Genomic DNA, 26,309 nt, shown 5'->3' with positions numbered 1-26,309 from the left:
TGTTAAACTTTTTTCATCTAAAGCAAAAAGCCTTTTAAGTAAAACAATAGGCTCAAATGTAACAGAATATAAATAGTTCCTGTTGAATGTTCTTGAGAGTAAACTAAGTGACTATGAGGTCACAGTATCTAGGTAATATATGGTTAAAATTTCAACTTTCAATAGTAAAGATATTGAATTATTAGAAAAAAAACCACTTTATCATGGTTTTTTTAAAATTGAGCGTTACGGTTTCAAACATAAACTGTTTGCGGGCGGGTATTCTGAGCCAATTTATCGTGAAATTTTAGAGCGCGGTCATGCGGTCGCTGTATTGCCTTATGATCCGATAACAGATTGTGTTTTATTAATTGAGCAAATTCGAATTGGTGCATTGGCATCAAAGTCGAGCCCTTGGTTACTTGAATGTATTGCTGGTATGGCCGATGGTTCAACCGATTATCAGCAAGTTGCAAAAAAAGAGGCGTTAGAGGAGGCAGGCATTGAACTCACTGAGCTTGAATTTATGTTGTCCTACCTTTCAAGCCCTGGCGGCACCACTGAGCGGCTTTATTTGTACACCGCTGCTGCTGACTTGAGCCAAGCTGGTGGGATTTACGGTTTACCTAGTGAGGGGGAGGATATAAAGGTGCACGTAATACCTTTTAATGATGCGATAGAACTGCTCAATGATGGCACCATAGATAATGCAGCCACGGTTATTAGTTTGCAGTGGCTTGCTCTTCATAAAGCGAGCTTACTAGAAAAGTGGGCCTTGCAAGATCATGCTCAATAGTTCATTTCGCTATCGTCAAAACCTACCTGCATTTATGAGCTTATGCGAGCAAAATTATTTTCGTATTATGCGGTTAATGCCAAAAGATGAAATCATTGGTGTTACGAAAGACATTGCAGTGGGCTCATTTTGTTATCAGTTAGCAATTACAGCCTCATCACGATTTACCACTGAAGTGTGTTTTAAACAAACCCAAGGTGCTGTTATGGGATTTGTAAGCCCGCAATTAATGGTGCGTATTTATCACGATGCCAGAGTGGCTGAGGTCTTTTGCCTTGATTATGTTAATCGGGTGCGACCGTCTTATCACTATCCAAACCCGCAAATGCGTCACAAAGATGAAAAATATCAAATTAATGCCTTTTTATTTGATTGGTTAGATTTCTGTATTAGTCATGGGCGCTCAACCATGCATTGGGATGTGAATAATGGCTTGGTTTGATGACGAACTCTGCTTCGATAAGCCGCAATTGCGCTTTGCTCATATCACTGATTGCCATTTATTTTCACAATTGGATGAGTGTTACTTTGGTGTTAATTGTTGCGATTCGCTGCGTTTAGTGCTGGCTGATTTGGCGCAGCACACACTCGACTTTGTTGTTTTTGGTGGTGATCTGACACAAGACCATTCATTTGCTTCTTACCAACTTTTTGCTCAGTTAGTACAAGAGGCGCGATTGCCTTGCCCTGTATTATGGTTGCCGGGTAATCATGATGAGCTTGAATATTATCAGCAAGCTTTTGCTGCTGTATCATTAAATGTGATTTGTAATGCTAAATGGGTGAAAAGCCCTAATGTCACGATTGCTTTGGTTAATAGTAAAGGCCCGACACCTGCAGGTTGGGTTGAGCTAGATCATATGGCTCAACTGGCTTATAAAATTCAAGGTGCGGCTAAGCAATGCGTAGTGTTATGCCATCATCATCCACTTTCGATAACAGGTTATCTTGATAAGCATATTTTAGAAAATGGAGAGTTTTTTCTAACGCAATTGGCACAAACCAAACAGGTTACAGCGGTTATTCATGGCCATGTGCATAACGAGTATCAACAGCAATATGGCGAACTTACGATTTATGCTACGCCCGCAACCTCGATTCAGTTTGTAAAAAATAGCCCAACGTGGCAACAAGAAGATTTAGGTCCGGGGTATCGGATTATTGACGTCAATCAATTAGGTGAAATTAGCTCGGAAGTAATATGGCTCGCAAAAAAGTAATTTATATTCACGGTTTTAATAGCTCACCTTCATCAGCAAAAGCACAATTAGTCGGTCAATATTTATCCCAATTTAATCTTGAATATCATGTACCTTTACTAACACACGAACCATTACAGGCTTTAGTAACATTAGAGCACATGATAGACTCTAACACGGTATTGATTGGCAGTTCCTTAGGTGGGTATTATGCGACTTATTTGTCCCAAAAATATCAAGTACCTGCTGTAGTTGTGAATCCCGCTGTGGCACCTTTTGGGCTAATGAAAGATTTTTTAGGGCCTCAGTACAATCCTTACCAAGATTATCACTACCAGTTAACAATGCGGCATGTTGAACAGCTACAGTTACTTTATTTGCCTACTTTACCTCATCCGCAGTTATTATGGCTGTTACAACAAAGTGGCGATGAAGTATTAGACTTTCAACAAGCGGTTAAATACTATAAGAATTGCCGCCAAGTAGTCGAATTTGGTGGGGATCATAGCTTTATTGGTTTTGAACGTTATTTTTCTCAGATTGTACAATTTCTTAAAATAACGTAAAAGAATAAGTCAAAAAGACGCGATTGGGTCGCCGTTTTTCGCAACCTCAGTCATAGGGCGCACGCCCATATGCATCAATAAGAGAAAGAACAGCATAATATGAGTAATCAAGATTATAATGCAGAGTCGATTGAGGTCTTAAATGGCCTTGACCCAGTTAAACGCCGTCCTGGTATGTACACCGACACCACCCGCCCAAATCATTTGGGTCAAGAGGTCATTGACAATAGTGTTGATGAAGCACTAGCGGGCCATGCCAGTAAAATCGATGTAATTCTGCATGAAGATAACTCCTTAGAAGTACAAGACGATGGCCGTGGTATGCCGGTCGATATTCACCCTGAAGAAGGGATCCCAGGTGTAGAGCTTATCCTGACAAAGCTGCATGCAGGTGGTAAGTTTTCAAATAAAAACTATCAATTTTCGGGTGGTTTACACGGCGTAGGTATTTCAGTGGTTAATGCACTTTCTACGCGCGTAGAAGTGTCTGTCAAACGTGATGGTCAGCAATACCAGATTGCATTTGAGAATGGCGATAAAGTTGAAGATTTAAGTATTACTGGCACAGTCGGTAAGCGTAATACAGGCACATCAGTGCGTTTTTGGGCTGATAGCAGCTATTTTGATTCTCCTAATTATTCAATCAGCAAACTAACGTATTTATTAAAAGCCAAGGCGGTTTTATGCCCGGGCTTACGCATTCGTTTTATTAATAAACAAACCAAAGATACCCAAGAATGGTTCTACGAAGCGGGCTTAAAAGATTATTTAAAAGAATCAATTAAAGGCTATGAAGCGTTGCCTGAAGAGCCTTTTACTGGCGAGTTTCGTGGCACCACCGAAGGCGCTGATTGGGCTATTTGTTGGTTACCTGAGGGCGGCGAAGGCATTTATGAAAGTTACGTTAACTTAATTCCAACCGCTCAAGGTGGTACGCATGTTAATGGTTTACGCCAAGGTTTGCTTGAAGCCATGCGCGAGTTTTGTGAGTTTAGAAACTTATTACCTCGCGGGGTTAAATTAACGCCTGATGATATTTGGGATAAGTGTAATTACGTTTTATCGGTCAAAATGCAAGATCCTCAATTTGCAGGCCAAACCAAAGAAAAGTTATCATCACGCTCTTGCGCAGCATTTGTATCAGGCGTGGTCAAAGATTCATTCAGTTTATGGTTAAACGAGCACACCGATAAAGCCGAACTATTGGCAGAGCTTTGCATTAACAATGCGCAGCGTCGGATGCGCGCCGCTAAAAAAGTAGTGCGTAAAAAAATCACATCAGGCCCTGCATTGCCCGGTAAATTGACCGATTGCAGCACCAGCGAAACCAGTCGCAGTGAAATCTTTTTTGTAGAAGGGGATTCAGCAGGAGGCTCGGCGAAACAAGCGCGCGACCGCGAATTTCAAGCGATTATGCCGCTGCGTGGTAAAATATTGAATACGTGGGAAGTGGAATCTGGGCAGATTTTAGCGTCACAAGAAGTACACGATATATCGGTTGCCTTAGGTATTGACCCCGATAGCCAAGATTTAACGACGTTACGTTATGGAAAAGTATGTATTCTTGCCGATGCCGACTCCGATGGACTGCATATCGCAACATTATTATGTGCTTTATTTGTAAAACATTTCCCTACGTTGGTAGAAGCTGGCCATGTGTTTGTTGCTATGCCGCCACTTTATCGAATTGATATAGGTAAAGATGTGTATTACGCACTCGACGAAGATGAAAAAAACGGTATTTTAGAGCGTATTGCAGCAGAGAAAAAACGCGGTAAAGTGAATGTACAGCGCTTTAAAGGGTTAGGTGAGATGAATCCGTTACAGTTACGCGAAACGACCATGGATCCAAATACGCGCAGACTAGTACAACTCACATTTGAAGATAAAGAAAATACGATTGAGATGATGGATATGCTGCTTGCTAAAAAACGTGCATCAGATCGACGTCAATGGCTTGAAGATAGTGGCGATAAGGCTGAGGTTTAACTAGTCTTAAGGGTACCTCATTAAAGGGTTAACACATTGAAATTAAATTTATATTTACCAACGCTGTTAAAAGCCATTAACTTGCCAAAGTGGACTTTGGTGTTAATGCTGTGTGTAAATACTTCGGTGTTAGCTCAAAATATCCATGTTCATTGGTTGCCAGAGGTGCTTGAAAAAGCCCATCAGCTCGATATAAAAGATCCCTATTTGGCTTATCAATACCTTGATGAAATTAAGGCTGCACGTTTTGATGAGTTAAATGCCTTTGATCAGGCAACAGTATTGAACAAGCTCGCTAATTATCAAATATATTTAGGTGATTTTGAGCTTTCAATGCAGCTCAATAATCAGGCGAAGGCCTTGTATCCAGATATTGCGAGTGCAACAGGGATAAATATTGCATTAACTGAAGGGAGTTTATTCGATATTTATGGTAAATCTTCAGACGCAAAACTGATTTATAATCAAGCGATTGAACAGGCTAAAAAGGAAGAAAATACCCGTTTACTTGCTGAAGCATATGCTGCTTTAGCAACGTCTTATGGCTACACCTATCAAGATGTCGAAGCAATTCAGTATTATCAGCAAGCCTACAGTTTAGTTAATCAGCTCAATGATGACTTAGAGATGGCTTATTTAAAAAGTAATTTAGCAAATACTTACATTAACTTGCATGATTACGATAAAGCGATTGCGTTACTTAATGAAGCCATTGGTTACTTTAGCCAAAACAAATTAGCGTTTGATGAAATGCAAGCGCAAATCACCTTGTCACGTTCACATTTGGCACTCAAGCAATATGATAAAGCAACCATTTGCTACGAAAAAATGCTCGAGCTATCGCAGTATGTAGGCGAAAAACGCTTCGTGTATTTTGCTCACTTTGGCCTTGCTGAAATCTATTTTAAACAAAAAGAATATCAAGCAGCAAAAGTGCAGTTTCAACAGGCTCAAAGCTACTTTTCGTTTATTCAAGATCCATATGGGCAAGCGCTACATTATTTATTAGCGGCAAGTTTAGCGAATCAAGATAAAGACATAACGACAGCGCAACTTATGCTACAAAAAGTCGAAAGCTTTACCAGTCAATTAGATCGCAAAGAAAACATTTATTTATTTATTCGCTTATCTGATCAAAAAGCAAAACTATTGGCGATATTAGGTGATTACGAAAGTGCGTTTAATGAAAAAGTTAACAGTGAAGAGCTCCTTGCTGTCTACCACTCTAAAGAACGAGAAGATGCGCGCTCTAAGTACAAAGTGATGTTTGATACTGAGCAAACTGAGTTACAAAATAAGCTACTTCATCAAAGTAGCGTCATTGATCAACTTGCGCTTGAAAAAGCAAAGCAAACAGAGCAAATGCAAAAATTGGTTAATAGCTTGTTTGTTGCAATATTAATTTTGCTAAGCTTTTTTGTTTATCGCCAAGTGAAAGTGAGTAAGCGGTTAAATCGCTTAGCAAATACAGATTCACTGACCCAATTAGCCAATCGTCGTTATACATTTCACTTTGCTAAAATAGTGTTTAAAGAAGCACAAAGTCAGCAAAAACCATTAAGTATTATTATTTTTGATATCGACCATTTTAAAAGTATTAATGACAATTATGGTCATCCCTTTGGCGATGAAGTACTGGTGGCAGTAGCTGATAAAGCACAAGCAGGTTTAAGAGAGCCTGACTTACTGGGTCGCATTGGTGGTGAAGAATTTATGGTGGTACTAAAAAATACCCCAATAAAACAGGCGGCAGAAATAGCAGAGCGAATGAGAGAGTTAATTGCGCAGTTGCGTTTTGAGTCAGCCGGTCAGCAAGTGAAGGTCTCCGCGAGTTTTGGTGTTTCGCAGTTTAATGCGGATGTGGATGACTTTGGAAGCCTATTTCAGCACGCTGATGAAGCTTTATATCGCGCTAAAAATGCTGGGCGCAACCAAGTGATATGTAAAACAGATTAATCTGTAGTTATGTGTTTTAGTGCGCATAACGAGTTAAAAATTAAAAAACAATAATTAGGTAGCTTGAATGAGCGATTTAGAAGCTCTGTCGTTACAGGGTATAGAACAATTATCAATGGGGCGTTTTACTGAAGACGCCTATTTGAATTACTCCATGTATGTCATCATGGATCGCGCCTTGCCGCATATTGGCGATGGTTTAAAGCCAGTACAGCGCCGTATTATTTATGCAATGAGTGAGCTTGGCTTATCTTCGGCTGCAAAATATAAAAAATCTGCTCGTACTGTGGGTGACGTACTTGGTAAGTATCACCCGCACGGTGATAGTGCGTGTTATGAAGCCATGGTTTTAATGGCGCAGCCATTTTCGTATAGGTATCCATTAGTTGACGGTCAAGGCAACTGGGGCGCTGCGGACGATCCTAAATCATTTGCTGCAATGCGTTATACCGAAGCGCGTTTATCAAAGTTTTCTGAGGTGTTATTACAAGAGTTAGGTCAGGGCACTTGTGATTGGACACCAAACTTTGATGGTACTATGGATGAGCCGGTTGTATTACCAGCTCGTTTACCGCATATTTTACTTAATGGCATTACAGGTATTGCCGTTGGGATGGCAACAGACATTCCGCCACACAATGTGCGCGAAATTGCCAGTGCTTGTTCATTGTTGCTCGATAACCCTAAAGCAGAACTTGAAGAATTACTTGCGCATGTACAAGCTCCAGATTATCCAACTGAAGCTGAAATCATCACCCCACGATCTGAAATCCAAAAAATTTATCAAACTGGTAAAGGTTCGATAAAAATGCGCGCAATTTATACTGAAGAGCAAGGTGATATTGTCATCACCGCATTACCTCATCAGTGTTCAGGTGGCAAAGTACTTGAGCAAATAGCGGCGCAAATGCAAGCGAAAAAATTGCCTATGGTGGCTGATTTACGCGATGAATCGGATCATGAGAACCCAACTCGTATTGTGATTATTCCACGCTCCAATCGCATTAAAGTGGAGCCTTTGATGGCGCACCTTTTTGCAACTACAGATTTAGAAAAAAGCTATCGGGTAAATTTAAACATGCTCGGCTTAAATGGCCGTCCGCAAGTTAAAGATTTAAAAGAAATTCTATCTGAATGGCTAATCTTTCGCCGCGAAACCGTTAGGCGTCGATTGCAGTATCGCTTAGATAAAATTCTGGCGCGTTTACACATTTTAGAAGGTTTATTAGCGGCTTTTTTAAATATCGATGAAGTCATTGAAATTATTCGCAGCGAAGATAAACCTAAGCCTGTGTTGATGGAACGCTTTGGTATTTCGGATATTCAAGCTGAAGCTATTTTAGAATTAAAACTTCGTCATTTAGCAAAATTAGAAGAAGTTAAAATTCGTGGCGAACAAGATGAATTAAGCATTGAGCGCGACAAGCTCGAACTAACGTTAGGTTCTGAGCGCCGAATGTCGACTTTAATCAAAAAAGAAATTCAAGAAGCCGCAGAGTTGTATGGCGATGATCGACGCTCTCCGGTAATCGAACGTGCAGAAGCCAAAGCGTTAAGCGAAAAAGATTTAATTCCAAGCGAAGCCGTAACTGTTGTGTTATCAGAAAAAGGTTGGGCGCGTTGCGCTAAAGGCCATGATATTGATGCTGCGGCACTCAGTTATCGCGCTGGCGATGAATTCAAAGCACTAGCAAAAGGGCGCAGTAATCAGCCTGTGGTCTTTTTAGACTCAAGTGGCCGAGCATTTTGTACCGACGCACATAGTTTACCAACCGCACGCAGCCAAGGCGAGCCGATGACGGGGCGCTTTAATATGTCAACAGGGGTTAATTTTGAGCATGTAGTGATGGGTGAGCTCGACACCATGTTCTTGATGGCTTCAGATGCAGGTTATGGTTTTGTGGCCAGTTTTACTGATTTAGTCAGTAAAAATAAAAATGGTAAGGCGTTAGTGAGTTTATCGTCTGGTGCGCAATTAATTAGTCCGATTAAAGTCAATGACATCACAACCGACAATTGTTTGGCTATTTCAAATGAAGGTCGGATGTTGATGTTCCCACTGCGAGATTTACCAAAACTTGGTAAAGGCAAAGGTAATAAGATTATTTCAATACCATCGGCGCGGGCAAAAAGTCGCGATGAGTTTGTGTCTATTCTTGCGGTAGTGCCAAAAGAAAGTGCCGTGACCTTACACGCAGGTAAACGTAAATTAACGCTTAAAGCTGTTGATTTGGAACATTACTTAGGTGAGCGTGGCCGACGTGGTAATAAATTACCACGTGGACTGCAACGTGTTGATGCGATTGAAATCGATAATATTGAGCATTTAGGTGCTGATCTGCAAGATGATGTGACTGACTTTCAATTAGATTAAGACTTTGATATTACTAAAAACGCTCCTTTAGGAGCGTTTTTTTATGGCAAAAATGATCAGCGTACAATTGTACGCTAAATAGGATTTATCACATTTTAGTATTATAATGCCGCCACTTTTAAGAGAGGAGTTTGCTTTTGCTCGCAATTATTCGGTTATTATTTATTGCCTTATTCATATTATGCAGTGGTTTGTTTGGTTTGCTGATGTGTATTTTTATTCCTTTTCACCCCAATCACGTTCACCGCGTGGCTTCTTGGTATGGCAGTGTTGCGACAATTTTAGGGGTTAAGATTGAGATCACTGTTGCACCTGAAGTTCAAAATGGGCCTTATGTATTTGTTGCTAACCATCAAAATAGTTACGATATTTTTACTATCACAAAAGCGGTGCCAACACGTACGGTGAGTATTGGTAAAAAAAGCTTAAAGTGGATCCCATTTTTTGGTCAATTATATTGGCTAACCGGCAATATTTTAATTGATAGATCGAACCGTTCAAAAGCGGTGGGCACGATTTCTAAAGCAGCTGAAAAAATTAAGCGCAAAGGCTTGTCGGTGTGGATGTTTCCTGAAGGCACGCGCAGTTATGGCCGTGGTTTATTGCCATTTAAAGCGGGCGCATTTCACACGGCATTACAAGCCGATGTGCCTGTTGTGCCGGTGTGTATGAGTACCACTCACAAAAAAATAAAGTTAAATCGTTGGCATAACGGTACAATTTATATTGAATTGTTAGCGCCAATAAAATTATCAGCAAAAGGCAGCATTCGAGAGCAAGCTCAAAATGTCCATGCTATTATGCAAGACAAGATTATACAGTTAGATGCGAAAGTCGCAGAGCAAGAGAGTAAATAATGGAAAACTGGCGCGAAATTAGTGAAGATATCGTTGAATCATTATTAGAAGATGGTTCAAATACTGAAGTATTGTATGAAGTTGAACATCATTTTGTGAGTGAAGACTTTAAGTTATTAGAAGCCGCTGCGCTAGCTGCGTTTAAACTTGGTTATGATGTTGAAGACCCTGCAGAACTTGAGCTTGAAGAGGGCGGCAAGATTTGGGGTTTTGATGTAGTTGTTGAATCTGAACTCGATGTTGAAGTAATTATGGAAGACGTTGATAAATTATCAGCTTTAGCCCATGAATATCGCGTTGAATATGATGGTTGGGGTACTTACTTTCAAGAGTAATACTAAGCCTCATAGCCTAGCTTTCAGCTAGGCTTTTCTCTTTAGCTCTTCTGTTTGTGTTTGTCTGAATCCAAAATCCTGCGCTCAATGATTAGGTTGTTGTTTAACCTTACTTTTTATTTCAACAATATAGCATTAAATTTTACTCACCCTTCGTTTTAGAGCAGGGTATTTCCTACCATAAAGTTGGCAGTCACTAACTCGATATCATTGTTAAGATCGTGACTCACTAAAGTGCGGTTGAACGCTTGGTTCTGCTTGTTGACACATATTTGTGAAAAGGTATTTTTGAAATCACATAGCTATTTAAGAGCATCAGTAACCATACAAACGTGCCAAAAAAGCTATCAAATACAAAGCTGCAGGCTAGTTGTGCTATTACAGCTGCAATAATCGCTGCAAACCAATATTGTGTTAAGCGTTCGTCTGCATTGGCATATTCGCTATCGGCATACTGATTACTGTGTTTTAAGGCGTAAACCGCAATTAAGGTGCAAATAAACGCGAAAGTGAGTAAAAGCATGTTGCAAGTTCCTTTTATGGAGAATGTGATAAGCATACCAAAAATACTAAAGATGTAAATGATATTTATTATCATTTGGCTGGTGGTTTTTACTATCCCCGATTATTACCGAGGAAAAAGGTTTTAGTGTTGTTGATGGCGCTTCTCTTTTCACTATTTTTAGGGTGAAAGCTAAATGAACTTAAGAATACTTACGCGATTGTGTTTACTTTATCGCCAAAAAATAGCTGATTTAGTGTCTGTGCGGTTATTTAACTTAAGTTACAAATTTTTTGCTGAGTTATTACTCTAAAAACGATAGAGTAATGGGTTGATAAGTAAGTGAATATTTGCTTAAAAATAATACACTTGATAAGTCATCAAGTTGTCCGTGCAGAACACACCTTGTTATTAGTTTACTGATAACAATGATAATAAAGAGAACCACATGAGCTTTAAAAAAACATTATTAGCAACAAGCTTAGCGTTAGTTTCGCAGCAATCTTTTGCTGCTGCATTTCAATTAGCAGAAAGCAGTGCGTCTGGTTTAGGTCGTGCATTTGCGGGTGAAGCCGCTATTGCCGAAAACGCCTCTGTTGTTGCAAGAAATCCCGCATTAATGACAGAATTTAAAGAGATGCAATTGAGTGTTGTTGCAACTTACGTTAAGCCTGATGTTAGCTTAGCAGGCCAAAGTGCACCACGTGATCTTAACGCCAATGTATTAGATGATGACAGCATTGCCCCGAGCGCCATCATTCCTGCGGTTTATTTTACAATGCCAGTGAACGAGCAAGTTTCAGTTGGTTTTGGTGCATTTTCAAACTTTGGTTTAGCGACGCAGTTCAGCGAAAACTATGCCGCCGGTCAGCTCGCTGGTGAGACGCAAATTACCACAGTTAACTTTAATGCAAGCATTGCCTATAAAGTCACAGAGGCTTTTTCAGTCGCTACTGGACTTAATTATGTTTATGCTGATGCAGCCATTAAGCGCTATTTTGGTACGTCACTTTACCCAATCCCAGCGCAGACAGCGGCAGTGGATCTTGAAGGGGATGACACTGGGTTAGGCTTTAATGTGGGCCTTGCGTATGAAGTAAAAGAAGGTCATCACTATGGGTTACATTATCGCAGTGAAACGGATATTACCTTTGAAGGGACTTATTCAAATCAATTACCTGCTAGTTTAGGTGGTTTAGCGGGTAAGGCATTACCGGGCTCTGTGGCCATTACTTTACCGGCGATTGTGGAGTTTTCAGGCTCACACCAACTTAACACACAATATGGAGTTCATTACTCGATTATGTGGACAGGTTGGGGTAGTTTTGACAAGTTAGAAGCGTATGTTGAAGGTAAAGATGCGCCAGTATTTAGCAAAAGCGAGCAATTCCAAGACGCGTTCCGTATTGCCTTAGGTGGTGATTATCAATACAACGAAGCGCTCACACTACGTGTAGGCGTTGCGTATGACGAAAGCCCGGCTGATCCAGCTCATTTATCAATTTCAATTCCAGATACTAATCGTTTATGGTTAAGCGCAGGTGCCAATTATGCACTTGACGCTCATTCATCTGTTGATGTTGGAATGAGTATTTTACGTGGTGATACACAAAATTTTGTTGAACATGATAACTTAGGTCAAGCGTGGGGCTTTGAGTCTAAAGGTCATGCGTATTTGTTTGGCGCGCAGTATAACTACCAGTTTTAATATTTAAATCTGGAGGCTGATAGGTTTCTGGGTTTAACGCATTAAAAAAGCCACGCTAATTTTTGTTAGCGTGGCTTTTTATTTAATACCAATCGTAATAAATAACTGATCACCCTAGCTTGTTAAAACACTCGATAACTTCGTTAGATTTTTTGATTGTAGAATAACTACTTATCGAAAAAATCTGCCTTGTTCTCAAGCGTTTTTCCTACGCTATTTTTGATCACTTACTTATCGTGATTGGTATAAGTGGCTAATAATTGCAGTTATAAACTTTCGATTTTTGCTTTTTGCTCAAGTAATTTGGCGCAAGCGTCAGAGAACTCAGCAAGTTTTTCATGCTCTTTTGCCAGTACTGCCTCAGGTGCATTATTAACAAATTTTTCGTTGGCTAATTTACTTTGCACTTGAGCCAGGCCTTTTTCTGCTTTTTCAAGCTGTTTGGCAATACGCGCTAGTTCAGCTGCAACATCAATTAAGCCTGCCATTGGGATCAGTATTTCCAATTGACCTACTAATGCTGTTGCGCTTGCTGGTGCTTCGTCGGTATTGCTTAATTGAGTAACAGACTCTAACTTCGCCAATGACGCTAAGAATGCTTGGTTGTCGCTCAAACGACGTGCATCTTCAGTGCTGGTATTTTTCAGTAATACATTGAGCGGGGTATTTGGGCTGATGTCCATTTCGCCACGAATATTACGAATGGCTAAAATGAATTGTTTTACCCATTCTAAATCTGCCATGGCTTGGCTATCAACTTTGCTTGCATCATAGCTTGGGTAGGCTTGTAGCATGATGGTATTTGCTTCAATGCCAGCAAGTGGAGCCACGCGTTGCCAAATCGTTTCTGTGATATACGGCATTAGAGGGTGCATTAAACGTAATAAACCTTCAAGCACGGTTACTAACACATGGCGTGTACCACGTTGTTCATCTTCAGTGCCTTTAAATAATACTGGTTTTGTTAGCTCTAAATACCAGTCACAGAATTGATTCCATGTAAACTCGTACACTGTACTTGCTGCTAAATCAAAACGGTAATTATCTAAATGGTCGATAAATGTTTGAGTTGTAGTTTGGAATTGCCCCAAAATCCAACGATCAGCTAGAGAATACTGCAGCGTGCCGCCATTAAAGCCGCAGTCTTTTTCTTCTGTGTTCATTAATACGTAACGGCTGGCATTCCAAAGCTTATTACAGAAATTACGGTAACCATCTAAACGGTTCATATCCCAATTGATATCACGCCCCGTTGATGCCATTGCTGCAAGAGTAAAGCGCAGTGCATCTGTGCCGTGCGCTTCGATGCCATCGGTAAATGTTTTGCGGGTATTTTGCTCAATCTTTTTCGCCAGTTGTGGCTGCATCATATTACCGCAACGCTTTTCCACTAGGCTTTCAAGGTCGATACCATCAATCATATCGATCGGATCAAGCACGTTACCTTTTGATTTTGACATTTTATCGCCATTTTCATCGCGAATGAGTCCTGTGACATAAACCGTTTTAAATGGCACTTGTGGCTTGCCGTTTTCATCTTTGATGAAATGCAATGTCATCATGATCATACGGGCAACCCAGAAGAAAATGATGTCAAAACCGGTCACTAAAACATCCGATGGATGGAATGTTTTTAAGTCGTCAGTATTGGCTGGCCAACCTTGTGTTGAGAATGTCCAAAGCGCCGATGAAAACCACGTATCCAGTACGTCTTCATCTTGCGTTAGCATAACATCAGCAGCGATATTGTTCTCGCGGCGTACTTCAGCTTCATCACGACCAACAAACACATTACCTTGTGCGTCATACCAAGCTGGAATACGGTGTCCCCACCAAAGCTGGCGTGAAATACACCAATCTTGAATGTCATTCATCCAAGAGTTGTACATGTTTTCATATTGAGCCGGCACAAACTTAATGTCGCCATTCGCTACTGCTTGTTTTGCAGGTTCAGCAAGTGGTGCAACGCGGACATACCATTGATCCGTCAGTAATGGCTCAATCACTACACCAGAGCGGTCGCCGTAAGGTACGGTTAAGCTGTGGTCTTCAATTTTTTCAAGTAAACCTAGGGCTTCAAACTCAGCAACAATCGCAGTACGGGCATCGTAACGATCTAGGCCTTGGAAACGCTCAGGAATGGGTGCATCAATTTCAATTGCTTTACCAGTAAAGTCATAGCCTTCACCTACAGCTAAAATCGCCGCATCTTTATTGAAGATGTTGATCATATTAAGCTGATGACGTTTACCGACTTCGTTATCGTTAAAATCATGGGCAGGAGTGATTTTTACACAACCGGTGCCTTTTTCCATGTCTGCATGGTCATCAGCCACAATTTGAATACGACGATTAACTAACGGTAATACAATATCTTTACCAATTAAATCGATATAACGCTCATCTGCTGGGTTTACGGCAACCCCAGTATCACCCAGCATAGTTTCAGGGCGAGTGGTAGCGACAACAATGTAATTTTTTCCATCTTTAGTGGTTAAACCATCAGCCAGCGGATAACGTAAGTGCCACATGTGGCCTTGTTTATCTTTATTTTCAACTTCTAGATCTGAAATCGCAGTATGGAGTTTTGGATCCCAGTTTACTAAGCGTTTACCGCGGTAAATAAGGTCTTCTTTATGTAAACGAACAAAGACTTCTTTAACGGCTTCAGAGAGACCATCGTCCATAGTAAAACGTTCGCGATCCCAATCAACTGAGGCACCTAAGCGACGTAACTGTTTTGTGATAGTGCCGCCAGACTCGTTTTTCCACTGCCAAATTTTATCAATAAACGCATCACGGCCTAAGTCGTGGCGTGTTTTACCTTCTTCAGCCGCAAGTTTACGCTCAACCACCATTTGGGTAGCGATCCCCGCGTGATCCGTTCCTACTTGCCACAAAGTATTGTTACCTTGCATCCGTTTAAAACGAATTAAGGTATCCATAATGGTATCTTGGAAGGCGTGACCCATGTGCAAGCTACCCGTCACATTCGGTGGCGGGATCATAATTGAGTAGGCTTCGCCTTGCCCTGAAGGCTTAAAGTAGCCTTTTTCTTCCCAGTCTTGGTATAAAGACTGTTCTATATCTTGCGGATTATAGGTTTTATCCATTGCACAGAACCTTTCTATTAATGCTTAATGTTCAATATCAACTGTTGAAATGTTGGCACCAAGTTGGCGTAGTTGTTTATAACGCTCACGAGCAGCTTGCTTTTGCTCTTCTTGAAATGGCACAAAATCATACACTTGATTAAATCGTCGAATAAAATCGGGCACATGCAGTGCCAAATTAATGAGTATTTTTCGGTTGCCGACCGGTGTTGAATCACCAATCTCTACCGGTGCGCCATTCACTGGGCCTTCACCTTGTAGGTTGTGTGGCACAAAGCTGTTTGCTTCAAATTGCCACAGGTGTTCATCGATTAAGTGCGCATCGTGTTTATTTTCAGTGTAAATAAATACGCGCAGACCTTGGCGATAACAATCAGCCGCAATTTTAGCGGCCAGATCAAAATGAGCCGCAATAGGACTATCCGGCTCATTTTCTTTTTTTTGAACGTAAAAAACAGCGTTCATGGTTGCCTCAAAGCAAAGCTAAATGGCAGGAGGCGGTTAGGCCTCTTGCACTGGGGTAATATCGGCACGATTGAGCAAATATTGCGTCAACATTGGCACCGGACGACCGGTTGCGCCTTTGTTTTTGCCGCTGCGCCATGCTGTGCCTGCGATATCTAAATGAGCCCAATTATATTTTTTGGTAAATTTAGATAAGAAACACGCTGCTGTAATCGTACCAGCCGCACGGCCCCCTAAATTGGTGAAATCTGCAAATGGGCTTTCAAGCTGATCTTGATAATCATCCCATAATGGTAATTGCCACGCACGGTCGCCACTTTGTTCGCCCGATTTAATTAAATCATGAGCAAGTGGGTTGTGAGTAGACAATAAACCAGTAGCATGATGGCCAAGGGCGATTATACACGCACCAGTCAAGGTCGCGACATCAATAACGGTTTCTGGAGCAAAACTTTCTACATACGTCAGGGCATCACACAATACTAAACGCCCTTCAGCATCGGTATTGAGTACTTCAACGGTTTGGCCCGACATGGTCGTTAAAATATCGCCAGGGCGATACGCATTTGAGCTTGGCATGTTTTCACAGCCTGCTAAAATACCAATAACATTGAGAGGTAAGTCCATTTCTGCCAATGCGCGCATGGTGCCAAGCACGCCTGCTGCACCGCCCATGTCGTATTTCATTTCGTCCATGGCTTCGCCAGGTTTAAGTGAAATACCGCCCGAATCAAAGGTTAAGCCTTTACCCACTAATACGATAGGGGCTTGATTGGTAGGGGCGCCATTATAGTGAATGACCGACATAATTGATTCGTTGTCACTGCCACGCCCTACAGCTAAATAAGCTTGCATGCCAAGCTCATCCATTTCTTGTTCGCCAACTAAATTAACCGTTACTTTTTCATAATTGGCTTCAAGTAATTTAGCTTGCTCACCTAAATAAGCTGGGTTGCAAATGTTTGGCGGCATGTTTGCCACGTCTTTACACAGTTTCATACCTGCTGAAATTGCTAAGCCGTGTTCAATCGCATTTTCACCAATTGCGAGTTCACGGCGTGTTGGCACGTTAAATACAATTTTACGCAATGGGCGACGGGTATCGCTTTTTTTACTTTTAAGTTGATCAAATGTGTATAAACAGTCTTGTGTTGTTTCAACTGCTTGGCGTACTTTCCAATAGGTATCACGGCCTTTTACGTGCTGCTCAGTTAAAAAGCAGACCGCTTCCATTGAACCTGTTTCGTTTAAGGTATTAATCGTTTTTGAGATGATTTGTTTATATTGTTTATCGTTTAACTCACGCTCTTTACCGCAACCGACCAATAAAATACGCTCACTTAAGATATTAGGTACGTGGTGCAATAATAAAATTTGGCCTGGCTTGCCTTCAAGATCTCCACGACGGAGTAAATTTGAGATGTAACCATCACTGATCCGATCCAGCTGCTCACCAATTGGCGATAAACGACGTGGTTCATAAACACCTACGACGATGCAGGCACTGCGTTGTTTTTCTGGGCTACCACTTTTTACGCTGAATTCCATAGCGACTCCTAACTGAATCTGCTCACTATTTATGCCATCATTAACTTTTAGGTTTATAAAAACCTGCAATGACATATAATTAAGTTGTGAAAATAACAAGTTTACTTAAAATTTCTGACTATTCCAGTGAAAAGACATGTTTTATAGGGGCGCATTTTGCTAATTTTCCGTTATTTGTCTGCAGAAGTACTAAAATCGCAGTTGGCCGTGTTCCTCACTTTGATGACAATTTTTGTCAGTGAAAAGTTTGTTCGTATTTTAACGGATGCAACCGATGGTTCTTTGCCTGCAAAATTGATTATTTCGATGTTGGCGCTTAAATTGCCTCAGTTAGCGTCATTTATTCTACCTTTGAGTATTTTCCTTGGGATTATTCTCGCGTACAGCCGTATTTATGCTGACAGTGAAATGACGGTATTTAAAGCTTGTGGTGTCAGTGAGTGGTATGTGGTGAGGGTGACTTTAGTCTCGAGTTTTGTTTTGGCGTTATTTGCCGCAGCGTTGACCTTAGTGGTTGCGCCGTGGGCCAGCGAACAAGAATATCGCTTAGAAGAAAAAGCCAAAGCTGAATCGGGTCTGTTTAGTCTTCGGGCTGGGCGTTTTCAACAAACCGGTAATGAAAAAGCCGTGGTGTTTATTCATGATATTAACCAAGGTGGCACTGAGCTCAATAGGGTGTTTGTTGCGCAGTTTTCTGACAGTGAAAAACAACCCCAAGCGCGTATTGTTTATGCGCAAAAAGGCGTGGTAGAAGAAAGTGCTTCGGGTGAGCAGCAACTCAAGTTATCTGCGGGTAAACATTATGATACCGATGGTATTAGTAAAGAATTAAAGGTGACTGAGTTTTCAGGGTATCAGATACAAATTCAAGAGCAGGCCATTGAGCATCAGCGTCGAAAACTCGAAGCTATTTCAACCAGTGCTTTGTTAAAAATGAATAGTGCCGATGCTGCTGCGCAATTTCAGTGGCGTTTAGCCATACCTTTGTCGATTTTGATTTTAACTTTCATTGCTGTGCCGCTGAGTGAGGTAAATCCTCGTCAGGGCAAGTTTGCCAAGTTAGTACCTGCAATTGTATTTTATTTAGTGTATTTCATTTTGCTCAATGGGGCTAAATTTGCCATTGAAGATGGCCAAATTCCAACAGGCTTGGGGCTGTGGTGGATTCATTTAACGGCGTTATTTATTGGTATGTTGTTAATTTTACGCGACCGAGAGTTAGGTGCGTTAATTAAAGCGGTGGTAACCAAAAGGGAGCGCATTAATTGAAAATTTTAGATTGGTATTTAGGGCGCAGTATTTTACAAACTACCGGCTTTGCCTTGTTGGTTTTGGTTGGGATCAGCACATTAATTAAATTTATTGAGCAACTTAAGTATGTTGGCCGTGGTAGCTATGATGTGATGACCGCAGGTTTATATACCTTATTTAGTGTGCCAGCGGACGTGGTAACGTTTTTTCCTATGGCGACACTGATTGGTGGATTAACAGGTCTTGGGGCGCTTGCGTCAAATAGTGAACTTGTGGTGATGCAAGCTGCGGGTCTATCGCGATTTGAAATTATTCGTTCAGTAATGAAAACTGCTTTTGTTATGGCGCTGTGTGTTATGGCGATGGGGGAGTGGGGCGTCCCGCAGGCGCAAAAGCAAGCTAAAGAGTTACGTACTTATGCCATTTCAGGTGGTAGCGTTTTTAATGCACGTCAAGGCGTGTGGGCTAAAGATGGTGATGTCTTTTTAAATATTGATAATGTTGATGATAACGGCCAATTAAATGGTTTAAAGCTCTATCAATTTAATAAAAATTTAGACTTAGTGTCGGTAACCAATGCCCAAAGTGCTACCAGTCATCCTGATGGTTGGTTGCTTAAAGATGTTAAGAAAATTTACTTAGAACCAGAGCTAGTGAGTCAAGAAATAAGTAACGAGCAGCTTTATGTTTCTGAACTAACACCCGACAAATTGGGTATTGTATCACTTAAAGCCGAGTCTTTATCATTTACAGGACTTATTGGTTATCTTGAATATTTAGAAAAAAATGAACAAGACACCAGTAGTTATGAATTGGCGCTGTGGCGTAAATTAATGCAGCCTGTATCGATAGCGGTGATGTTGCTAGTGGCGTTGTCGTTTATTTTTGGCCCGCTACGCTCTGTCAGTATGGGCGCACGGATTGTGATGGGTGTGATCACTGGGATTGTGTTTCACTTGAGTGATAAAATATTTGGGCCTATTGTATTGGTTTATGAATTACCACCTGCGGTGGGGGCTGTGTTTCCAAGTATTCTATTTATGGCTATTTCAATTTATCTCATAAAAAAACGCAGCTAACGCTGCGTTTTTATGGTTCATTTGATTTGTTATCAGCAGGTATTAATCAAGTGAGTTATAAATTTTTTTGTTTTCTTCTTTGGTTAACGTCACAATTTCAGTCCCTGCGAGGTAATCTTGTAATGCGCGGGGCTGTTTTAAATTAACAATCACTGCCAGATTACCCAAGCCACCTAGCGCACAAACCGCACGAATAATCGCTTGTTTTAATGTGATTTTAGACCCATCAAGCTGCTGTATTTTCAGTCGCCATGCGCGCATACCTATTGTTTGGCCACCGTGCGTCCAAAAGTAGGCAAAAAAACCAATACTGACCACAATTAAAATAGCGGTGCGAATGCTTCTAAGAATGCTATTTTGTTGAATTAAATCAGATACATCAGTTGAATCACCTAAAGTGAGTACCTCAAGCGAAAGCAACCCTTGAATAAAAAACAAATACAGCACAGTACTTAACATCGCAAAAGCAATAATCACTAATGCATCATAAAGCCAAGCGGCGGCACGGCGCCAAAAACCAGTGCGTGGAAAAGAAGTCATAATTACCTTAGCAAAATCAGTTGTGCGATATTCTAACAAACAATTACTTAAACATGAATTAGTCTCGGCTTAAGTGCTGGCGAATGAGTAGAGTGTTTATTTATCAGTAGGTTAAGTTGAGGGCTTTTTATATTTCAAATATAAATTGATTGATTGCTGAGCAGTTGAGCATACAGGGTTAAAAAACAGCTTGCCGAGCGTCAGTAACTTTGTATAATGCCAACCCAAGAGACAGAAATAGAGTATATAAATTTTTGCTCTAAAGTGGTTTTTCTTTATTTTCTCAATCGGTTGCATGCAACTGTCGCGGAAGAAAATGAAAGAAAAATTATGCCAGTGTGGTGAAATTGGTAGACACAGGGGATTCAAAATCCCCCGCCCTTAAAAGCGTGCCGGTTCGAGTCCGGCCACTGGTACCACTTTTTAAACCGTTACTTTTTAGTGACGGTTTTTTTATGCCTGCTAAAAAGTAACGCAGGATGCTGGCTCTATCTTTTCTGGCTTTATCTTCTTTGACTCAGTTCGCTGGCTTTTTATCTTTTATCTTTTAGCTTTTAGCTTTAAATTTTGACACCGATTAAAAAACCTCTGATTGGGAGAATGAAGGTTAAATGCGATCAGGAATGTCTTGTTGTCGGCATTTAGCCAAAGTTGTAAAAGAAGCGTATTGGCTTCACTACTTATATAGCAGTGAAGTCATATAGCAGAGACGCTTTTTAGCGCTTTAAATAGCGACAAACACCGAGCCCTGCTTGGCGGCCGGTGGCAAAACATGCAGTCAGTAAATAGCCACCTGTTGGCGCTTCCCAATCAAGCATTTCTCCAGCACAAAATACGCCGGGTATGTTTTTTAACATAAAAAACTCATCAACACTGTGTTCGCACACCCCCCCTGCGCTTGATATCGCTTCGGCAATCGGTTTGGTTTGATAAAAGCGAACGGTGAGGTTTTTAAGACTAGCGGCTAAATTTTCAGCACCTTCAAGTTGACTTTTAGTAAAACATTCATAGAGCAGGGCAGCTTTGACACCACTAATTGCTACGCTGCGTTTTAAATATTTACTGAAAGAGTCTTTACCTTGCTTACTACTGAGCTTTTTAGTCAGCTGGGCATGTGAATAATCGGGCAGTAAATCTATGGTTAATTCGGCTTCGCCACTGTGATTGATGTGATCGCGGATGTACTTAGAAAACGCGTAAATTAAACTGCCTTCCATGCCATCAACAGTGACGATACATTCTCCTTTGCGGGTTATGATATGCCCATCTAAGGTTTTGATGGTAAAAGCGATGTTTTTAAGTGAACTGCCAGCTTGATTTTTTTGCAGGTGCTCACTCCAGTGGCTGTAAAAACCACAGTTAGCACTTTCAAGAGGCGCAAGTTCAATATGTTGTTTAGCAAGTAATGCTTGCCATGCGCCATCAGAGCCAAGGGTTGGCCAGCTGCCGCCACCTAACGCTAATACAATGGCATCTGCGGTCACTTCAATATCTGTATCGCCATTATTAAAAGTGAGTGTGCGCTCAGTGCAATTAATTAAGCGATGGCGCATATTAAAAACAACGCCCGATTCTTTTAAGCGTTTTAGCCAGTTACGAAGAAGGGGGGCTGCTTTCATATCAGCTGGAAAAACTCGCCCTGAGCTGCCCACAAAGGTATCTATGCCTAATGCTTTTATCCATGCACGTACATCATCGGCATTAAATTGCTGCAGCGATGGTTCAAGCCATTGGGCTTTGTTGTAGTAACGGGTGATAAAATCAGCATAAGGTTCAGAGTGGGTAATATTCATTCCGCCAACTCCGGCCAGTAAAAACTTACGACAAGCACTGGGTTTTGCATCGTAGACTGCAACATGATGCCCTTGTGCGCGGATAACTTCAGCGGCCATCAAGCCCGCAGGCCCTGCACCAACAATAATGACAGATTTTGTTTGAAGCACAGCGGTTACCTTTACAAAAAAGAGGGAATAATAAAGAAAAAGAGTGAGAGTATATAGCTACAAATAGAAAAAACGTGAAGGTATGTATAAATTAGCTTAGTGCGTATTGAACTTTGTGGATTGAAATTTATTCAATCTAGGGGCGATTGAATCGCGGCGCGAGGTTTGTAACCTGATGGGCTAAGTAAGAATTGAGCCAAGCTTCGGCTTCCTGCTCACGCCTCTTATCTATATCCGTGTAGGTAACAAAGCGTTAATCGCACTGTATGAAGAGTCCTTTGGGCAGCGCATGTTTGGAATTTATACTGCGTTATTGCCTCTTTATGAGGAGCACTACACTACTTTAAAGGCTAACAGCTCGCTCGAAAAACGTGTCATAGACTAACTTAGGTCTATTTTTTGAGCTGCGATGTTGTTTTTTGTACAGTAAGCTGTTGTTTAATCATAAATAAAATACCAATCAAAATGAGCGTGGCGCTGGGTAGCAAAGCTTGGAGAACTTCTTCATTCAGTAAGATAATAGCAAAGGGAATACCGAAGATGGCGCTCACAGCCCCTATTAAGCTAAGAAAAACGGGGCCTCCTTGTTTTTGAAGAATAAACAGTAATAAAAACTGACCTGAGAAAACGAGTGATTGCAGAGCTATGAGCATTAAATTTTGTGTTTGTGCGTTCAATGAAAGTGACCAACTAGGATGGAGTAACCCGATAATAACTAAGCTGCTTGTTGCTGCGATTAACATGCCTGGCGCTAAGTTTTCTGGCTTCTCTCCAGTTGGCCAATGGGTGGTTCGATAGATATTTCCTGCAGCTAGTAATATTGGACCAATTAAAGTAACTAAAATCCAAAATTGATCGCTTTTAGGTGTTTGCCATTGTGCCGCGACTAAGAGGGTCGTCCCTGCAAGAGAAAAAGCCACCCCCACAGCTCGCCAAACACAAAACTTTTCTATCCCAATAGCAAGTGCGATTAGATAGGTGAGCAGAGGTGGTAGGGAGATTGCGAGCGCAACGAAGCTTACTCCAACATGAGGAATGGCACTAAATAAGATTAAATTCGAACCTGCCACAGAAAAAAAAGCTGCCATGAAGTAATAGCGAATAGTACGTTTAGTTCTTGGGATCCTGTGGCCTCTAAATAGCGCTACACCAAGTAAAATAATCGATGCCCCGAATAATGACCATGTTAAAAAAGGTAAGGGTGAAATCCCTTGTATATTGGCTACTTTCGCTAAGTTTGTTGAGAGCCCTAGCAGAGCACCTGTCGCAAATAATGTGAGCAAAGCAATCCAAGTTTTATTTGAATTCGAATCTGTTTTCATATTAATTAAACGCATGGCCTATTTAGTTCGTTATGGGTTTTTTAGGTACTAGAGTGGTGTAAATTTATAGAGTTTAAATATACAAAATCGATATAATAAATTGATTACATTGAGAAAGCTCCTTGAGTTTGCTTAATGTAAGCCTTATCAAGAAGCGGTCATAATTATATTAGTTCAGATGTTTTTTCAATGCGTTACCTGCTTGGTCAAGAGAATCTTGAACAGCAGGAATATTGCTTAGCGGGTTCAGTAAACCAAAGTCATGGATCATGCCGTTATAACGCGTCACTGTAACTGCAACGCCTGCGGCATTAAGTTTGCGGCCGTACGCTTCTGCTTCATCACGTAAAATATCTTTTTCAGCCACTTGAATTAATGCCGGTGGTAAACCAGTTAATTGTTCAACCGACGCGCGTAAAGGTGCAGCATAGATTTCGTTACGTTGCTGTGGGGTTTCTAAGTAGTTGTTCCACATCCATTCCATCATGTTGCTACTAAGGAAGTGACCTTGAGCATATTCATTATACGATGGGTAGTTAGGGTTAGAATCCGTTACTGGCCATAACAATAGTTGGAATTTGATATTAGGAGTGCCAGCTTCTTTGGCTTTGATGCTAATAACGGTTGCCATATTACCACCGGCACTGTTGCCCGCTACGGCTAGGCGTGAGCCATCAATGCCAATTTTCTTACCATTTTCAGCTACCCATTTTGTTGCGGCATATACCGAGCAATATCTGAACTAAGAAAACACCTTCATCACCCCGATTACACTCAACCTTTTATTAAAACACACCATAAAAAAGGTTATAGTTTTACAGCTCGTGTATCAGCGCATCATCAAGAACCGCTTTTAAATGAAGTCATTAATGATCTACCAATTAACATCGAACTGTTGTAGCAATCGGTACAGGCTGGTGAGCCTGAGCGAGTAGCCGTAACAAAAAGCTCAATGCAGCGTTATGTTGCAGCAGGATTCGCGTTTTTACTTTTTATAGGTGTATTGGCGTGGGGGATATTTGCAAGCCAAACAATGCCAACAACGCAGCAAGCACCTCTTTTAACACAAGCGCATGGTGATGATAAGTCAGGCGATAGTATTCATAACCCTTCAATTACCTGGGAGCCGGGTGCTGAATACAATCCACTGATTTCATTCGACCAAACATTTTTTGCGTATAGAAATAATTTAAATGGCCTTGATCACAGTTATGTGCAACGTCTCTCTGATCAGTACAAAATCCAGTTAACCTATCGAAATAAAAATATTGATGTGCTGTCATGGCAAGCACAAAGCCATCAGTTATTGGCGGCTGTGTCTGATGAATTATCTTGTGATTTTGTTGTATTTAATATTGCTTCATTCCCTGATTTAATTGAGCCAACAGCTTTAATTCCTTGTGGGCGTTTGCTTAATAACTCAGCGCAATTAAGTGCGAATAATCAGTATTTATATTATGTAAAACCAATACAAGGACTGATTAAAACCAGCATTTATCGCTATGATTTGGCAAGTGGTAGCGAAATTGAATTAATACCACCTCGTGATCTGCTTGGTGGAGTGTTGCACTTTGAGCTATCGAAAGATGAAACTAAAATAGCCTTGTTTACCGCTGATTTTAAAACACCGATGCACGTTGGCTTATTTAATCTTGAATCTATGTCTTATCAAACGCTGTTGAATTTAGAGCATACTTACTATGGTTTTGCGATGGATTGGACTCTAGACGACCAAGAGCTCATGATTGCTGATCAAAATAACTTTTACCATATTAACGTACATTCCTTGGTTGTGCGTAAAGCAGAGCTCGCGAGTAATTTAAATCCTTATTATCTTGAATATGAGTCGTCAAATAGTCTGCTATATACCCCTTTCATTGAAAGGCATGCTGGTTTAGTGCAATTTACGGATTTGTTTAGTGGTACGCCTGCGGCTGGTGGTATACCTATTTATCAGTCTGATATGCATAGTTATAATCCTGTTCTATCGGAGCGTTCAGGTATTTTTTTCGCATCAAATCGCACAGGTACACATGAGTTATGGCAAGGTGGACAAGGAGAACTGAAAAAGATATCAAATCTTAATGATATTGATGGGGTCCTTGGGCCTATTCGTGAATCAACCAGTGGTGATTATGTTTTATTTAAACAGCGTGAAAGATTAAAGTTGATTCGTTTGTCTGATCAGGAACTAATAGAAATAAAAGAATTGCCAGACAAAGTATGCCGCTATTATTGGTCTGGCAACACTATTATTTACTCACTTGATACGCCTGATAGTTCACAAATTTGGCAATTTGATTTAGTACTTCGCAAGCATCGATTACTGGCTGAAAATGGTGGACGTAGTCTATTGGTAAATGAGCTTGGTAAGGTGTTTTATATTGAAAGTAATGTACTAATTAATATTGAAACAAATGAGCGTTTAACGCTGAATTTACCAAGCTTTGATCCTAACTTTAGCATCATGACAGCACAATATTTATATGTGCATGATGCGATTCAGTTTATTTATCGCGTTAATTTACTAACGGGCGAAGTTAACAAAGATTCTTTGGTGATTTCACCTGGTGAAATGACCATAAACCAACATAATAACTCAGTGACCATCACTAAATTTACTTTGGCCGATACCTCAATAAAACGCATGGCGTGGTAAAATTATTATCATCACAAGCGTTGAAAAATATTTTTTATCTATTTGTTAGGGTTTTATAATTAAGCGCTGATATTCATGTCTTTTTCTTTTATTATTGAGCTAATTGAAACTAACAAAGAATAAGAACA

Annotated in this window: 20 protein-coding genes, 1 tRNA gene and 1 pseudogene; 14 read left to right on the top strand and 8 right to left on the bottom strand. The window is 40.7% G+C overall.

Annotation, left to right across the window (positions count from 1 at the left end):
• The first annotated feature begins 139 nt into the window (after positions 1 to 139).
• From AC3KZC_RS13810 to rraB, 9 genes are all read left to right on the top strand, one after another.
• A complete protein-coding gene (locus AC3KZC_RS13810) occupies positions 140 to 775 on the top strand; it encodes an NUDIX domain-containing protein (protein WP_490577046.1) in 636 nt (211 codons plus the stop codon).
• On the top strand, positions 765 to 1,217 hold the full coding sequence (locus AC3KZC_RS13805) for a DUF1249 domain-containing protein (protein ID WP_490577047.1): 453 nt from the start codon (positions 765 to 767) through the stop codon (positions 1,215 to 1,217). Before AC3KZC_RS13810 ends, AC3KZC_RS13805 begins: the two co-directional genes overlap by 11 nt.
• Positions 1,204 to 1,995 carry a metallophosphoesterase family protein gene (locus AC3KZC_RS13800; protein ID WP_490577048.1) on the top strand — a complete coding sequence of 264 codons (792 nt, stop codon included), beginning with the start codon at positions 1,204 to 1,206 and terminating at the stop codon, positions 1,993 to 1,995. The genes AC3KZC_RS13805 and AC3KZC_RS13800 overlap by 14 nt, the downstream gene beginning before the upstream one ends.
• On the top strand, positions 1,977 to 2,540 hold the full coding sequence (locus tag AC3KZC_RS13795) for a YqiA/YcfP family alpha/beta fold hydrolase (protein WP_490577049.1): 564 nt from the start codon (positions 1,977 to 1,979) through the stop codon (positions 2,538 to 2,540). Before AC3KZC_RS13800 ends, AC3KZC_RS13795 begins: the two co-directional genes overlap by 19 nt.
• Positions 2,541 to 2,639: 99 nt before the next feature.
• Positions 2,640 to 4,529: a DNA topoisomerase IV subunit B gene (gene parE / locus AC3KZC_RS13790; protein ID WP_490577050.1), complete on the top strand. Its 1,890-nt coding sequence runs from the start codon at positions 2,640 to 2,642 to the stop codon at positions 4,527 to 4,529.
• A 36-nt stretch (positions 4,530 to 4,565) separates the two neighbouring features.
• Positions 4,566 to 6,485, top strand: coding sequence for a tetratricopeptide repeat-containing diguanylate cyclase (locus AC3KZC_RS13785; RefSeq protein ID WP_490577051.1), 1,920 nt, complete (start codon positions 4,566 to 4,568; stop codon positions 6,483 to 6,485).
• Between the two features lie 67 nt (positions 6,486 to 6,552).
• The gene (parC, locus tag AC3KZC_RS13780) at positions 6,553 to 8,859 is read left to right on the top strand and encodes a DNA topoisomerase IV subunit A (RefSeq protein ID WP_490577052.1); all 2,307 of its coding nucleotides are present in this window, start codon (positions 6,553 to 6,555) and stop codon (positions 8,857 to 8,859) included.
• A 137-nt stretch (positions 8,860 to 8,996) separates the two neighbouring features.
• Positions 8,997 to 9,716 (top strand): 1-acylglycerol-3-phosphate O-acyltransferase, encoded by a 720-nt coding sequence (locus tag AC3KZC_RS13775; RefSeq protein ID WP_490577053.1) that lies wholly within the window; start codon positions 8,997 to 8,999, stop codon positions 9,714 to 9,716.
• On the top strand, positions 9,716 to 10,051 hold the full coding sequence (gene rraB, locus AC3KZC_RS13770) for a ribonuclease E inhibitor RraB (protein ID WP_490577054.1): 336 nt from the start codon (positions 9,716 to 9,718) through the stop codon (positions 10,049 to 10,051). The genes AC3KZC_RS13775 and rraB overlap by 1 nt, the downstream gene beginning before the upstream one ends.
• Before the next feature lie 229 nt (positions 10,052 to 10,280).
• On the opposite strand, the gene AC3KZC_RS13765 is transcribed toward rraB, so the two are convergent.
• Complete coding sequence (locus AC3KZC_RS13765) at positions 10,281 to 10,574, bottom strand: hypothetical protein (protein ID WP_490577055.1); 294 nt, start codon at positions 10,572 to 10,574, stop codon at positions 10,281 to 10,283.
• Positions 10,575 to 11,001: 427 nt separating this feature from the next.
• Here AC3KZC_RS13765 and AC3KZC_RS13760 point away from each other — a divergent pair, with 427 nt between their 5' ends.
• Positions 11,002 to 12,261, top strand: a complete 1,260-nt coding sequence (locus AC3KZC_RS13760) for an outer membrane protein transport protein (RefSeq protein ID WP_490577056.1) — start codon at positions 11,002 to 11,004, stop codon at positions 12,259 to 12,261.
• 266 nt (positions 12,262 to 12,527) lie between these two features.
• Here the strand turns inward: AC3KZC_RS13760 and AC3KZC_RS13755 are convergent, their stop codons facing one another.
• Genes AC3KZC_RS13755 through pepA form a run of 3 tightly spaced genes read right to left on the bottom strand, consistent with a single transcriptional unit; the run spans position 12,528 to position 17,387 of the window.
• A complete protein-coding gene (locus AC3KZC_RS13755; protein ID WP_490577057.1) occupies positions 12,528 to 15,374 on the bottom strand; it encodes a valine--tRNA ligase in 2,847 nt (948 codons plus the stop codon).
• Positions 15,375 to 15,398: 24 nt separating this feature from the next.
• Positions 15,399 to 15,839, bottom strand: a complete 441-nt coding sequence (locus AC3KZC_RS13750; protein ID WP_490577058.1) for a DNA polymerase III subunit chi — start codon at positions 15,837 to 15,839, stop codon at positions 15,399 to 15,401.
• Between the two features lie 36 nt (positions 15,840 to 15,875).
• On the bottom strand, positions 15,876 to 17,387 hold the full coding sequence (pepA, locus tag AC3KZC_RS13745; RefSeq protein ID WP_490577059.1) for a leucyl aminopeptidase: 1,512 nt from the start codon (positions 17,385 to 17,387) through the stop codon (positions 15,876 to 15,878).
• Between the two features lie 156 nt (positions 17,388 to 17,543).
• Between pepA and lptF the strand changes: the two genes are divergently transcribed.
• A complete protein-coding gene (gene lptF / locus AC3KZC_RS13740) occupies positions 17,544 to 18,656 on the top strand; it encodes an LPS export ABC transporter permease LptF (protein WP_490577060.1) in 1,113 nt (370 codons plus the stop codon).
• The gene (gene lptG / locus AC3KZC_RS13735) at positions 18,653 to 19,717 is read left to right on the top strand and encodes an LPS export ABC transporter permease LptG (protein ID WP_490577061.1); all 1,065 of its coding nucleotides are present in this window, start codon (positions 18,653 to 18,655) and stop codon (positions 19,715 to 19,717) included. Before lptF ends, lptG begins: the two co-directional genes overlap by 4 nt.
• Positions 19,718 to 19,759: 42 nt before the next feature.
• Here lptG and AC3KZC_RS13730 read toward each other — a convergent pair whose 3' ends face one another.
• Positions 19,760 to 20,257 carry an RDD family protein gene (locus tag AC3KZC_RS13730; RefSeq protein WP_490577062.1) on the bottom strand — a complete coding sequence of 166 codons (498 nt, stop codon included), beginning with the start codon at positions 20,255 to 20,257 and terminating at the stop codon, positions 19,760 to 19,762.
• 332 nt (positions 20,258 to 20,589) lie between these two features.
• Between AC3KZC_RS13730 and AC3KZC_RS13725 the strand changes: the two genes are divergently transcribed.
• Positions 20,590 to 20,676: transfer RNA gene (locus AC3KZC_RS13725), tRNA-Leu, on the top strand.
• Between the two features lie 297 nt (positions 20,677 to 20,973).
• Here the strand turns inward: AC3KZC_RS13725 and AC3KZC_RS13720 are convergent.
• From AC3KZC_RS13720 to AC3KZC_RS13710, 3 genes and pseudogenes are all read right to left on the bottom strand, one after another.
• Positions 20,974 to 22,200, bottom strand: coding sequence for a TIGR03862 family flavoprotein (locus AC3KZC_RS13720; RefSeq protein ID WP_490577063.1), 1,227 nt, complete (start codon positions 22,198 to 22,200; stop codon positions 20,974 to 20,976).
• A 392-nt stretch (positions 22,201 to 22,592) separates the two neighbouring features.
• Complete coding sequence (locus AC3KZC_RS13715) at positions 22,593 to 23,522, bottom strand: EamA family transporter (protein WP_518525898.1); 930 nt, start codon at positions 23,520 to 23,522, stop codon at positions 22,593 to 22,595.
• Positions 23,523 to 23,691: 169 nt separating this feature from the next.
• A pseudogene (locus tag AC3KZC_RS13710) lies at positions 23,692 to 24,237 on the bottom strand (alpha/beta hydrolase); the annotation flags it as partial.
• Positions 24,238 to 24,474: 237 nt separating this feature from the next.
• Between AC3KZC_RS13710 and AC3KZC_RS13705 the strand changes: the two are divergent.
• Positions 24,475 to 26,181 (top strand): hypothetical protein, encoded by a 1,707-nt coding sequence (locus tag AC3KZC_RS13705; protein ID WP_490577065.1) that lies wholly within the window; start codon positions 24,475 to 24,477, stop codon positions 26,179 to 26,181.
• Positions 26,182 to 26,309 lie beyond the last annotated feature (128 nt).

The organism is Pseudoalteromonas sp. J2K-J031, from assembly GCF_058197095.2.
Note: the sequence above shows the minus strand (reverse complement) of the source record. Positions and strands in the feature narration are given on the sequence as shown.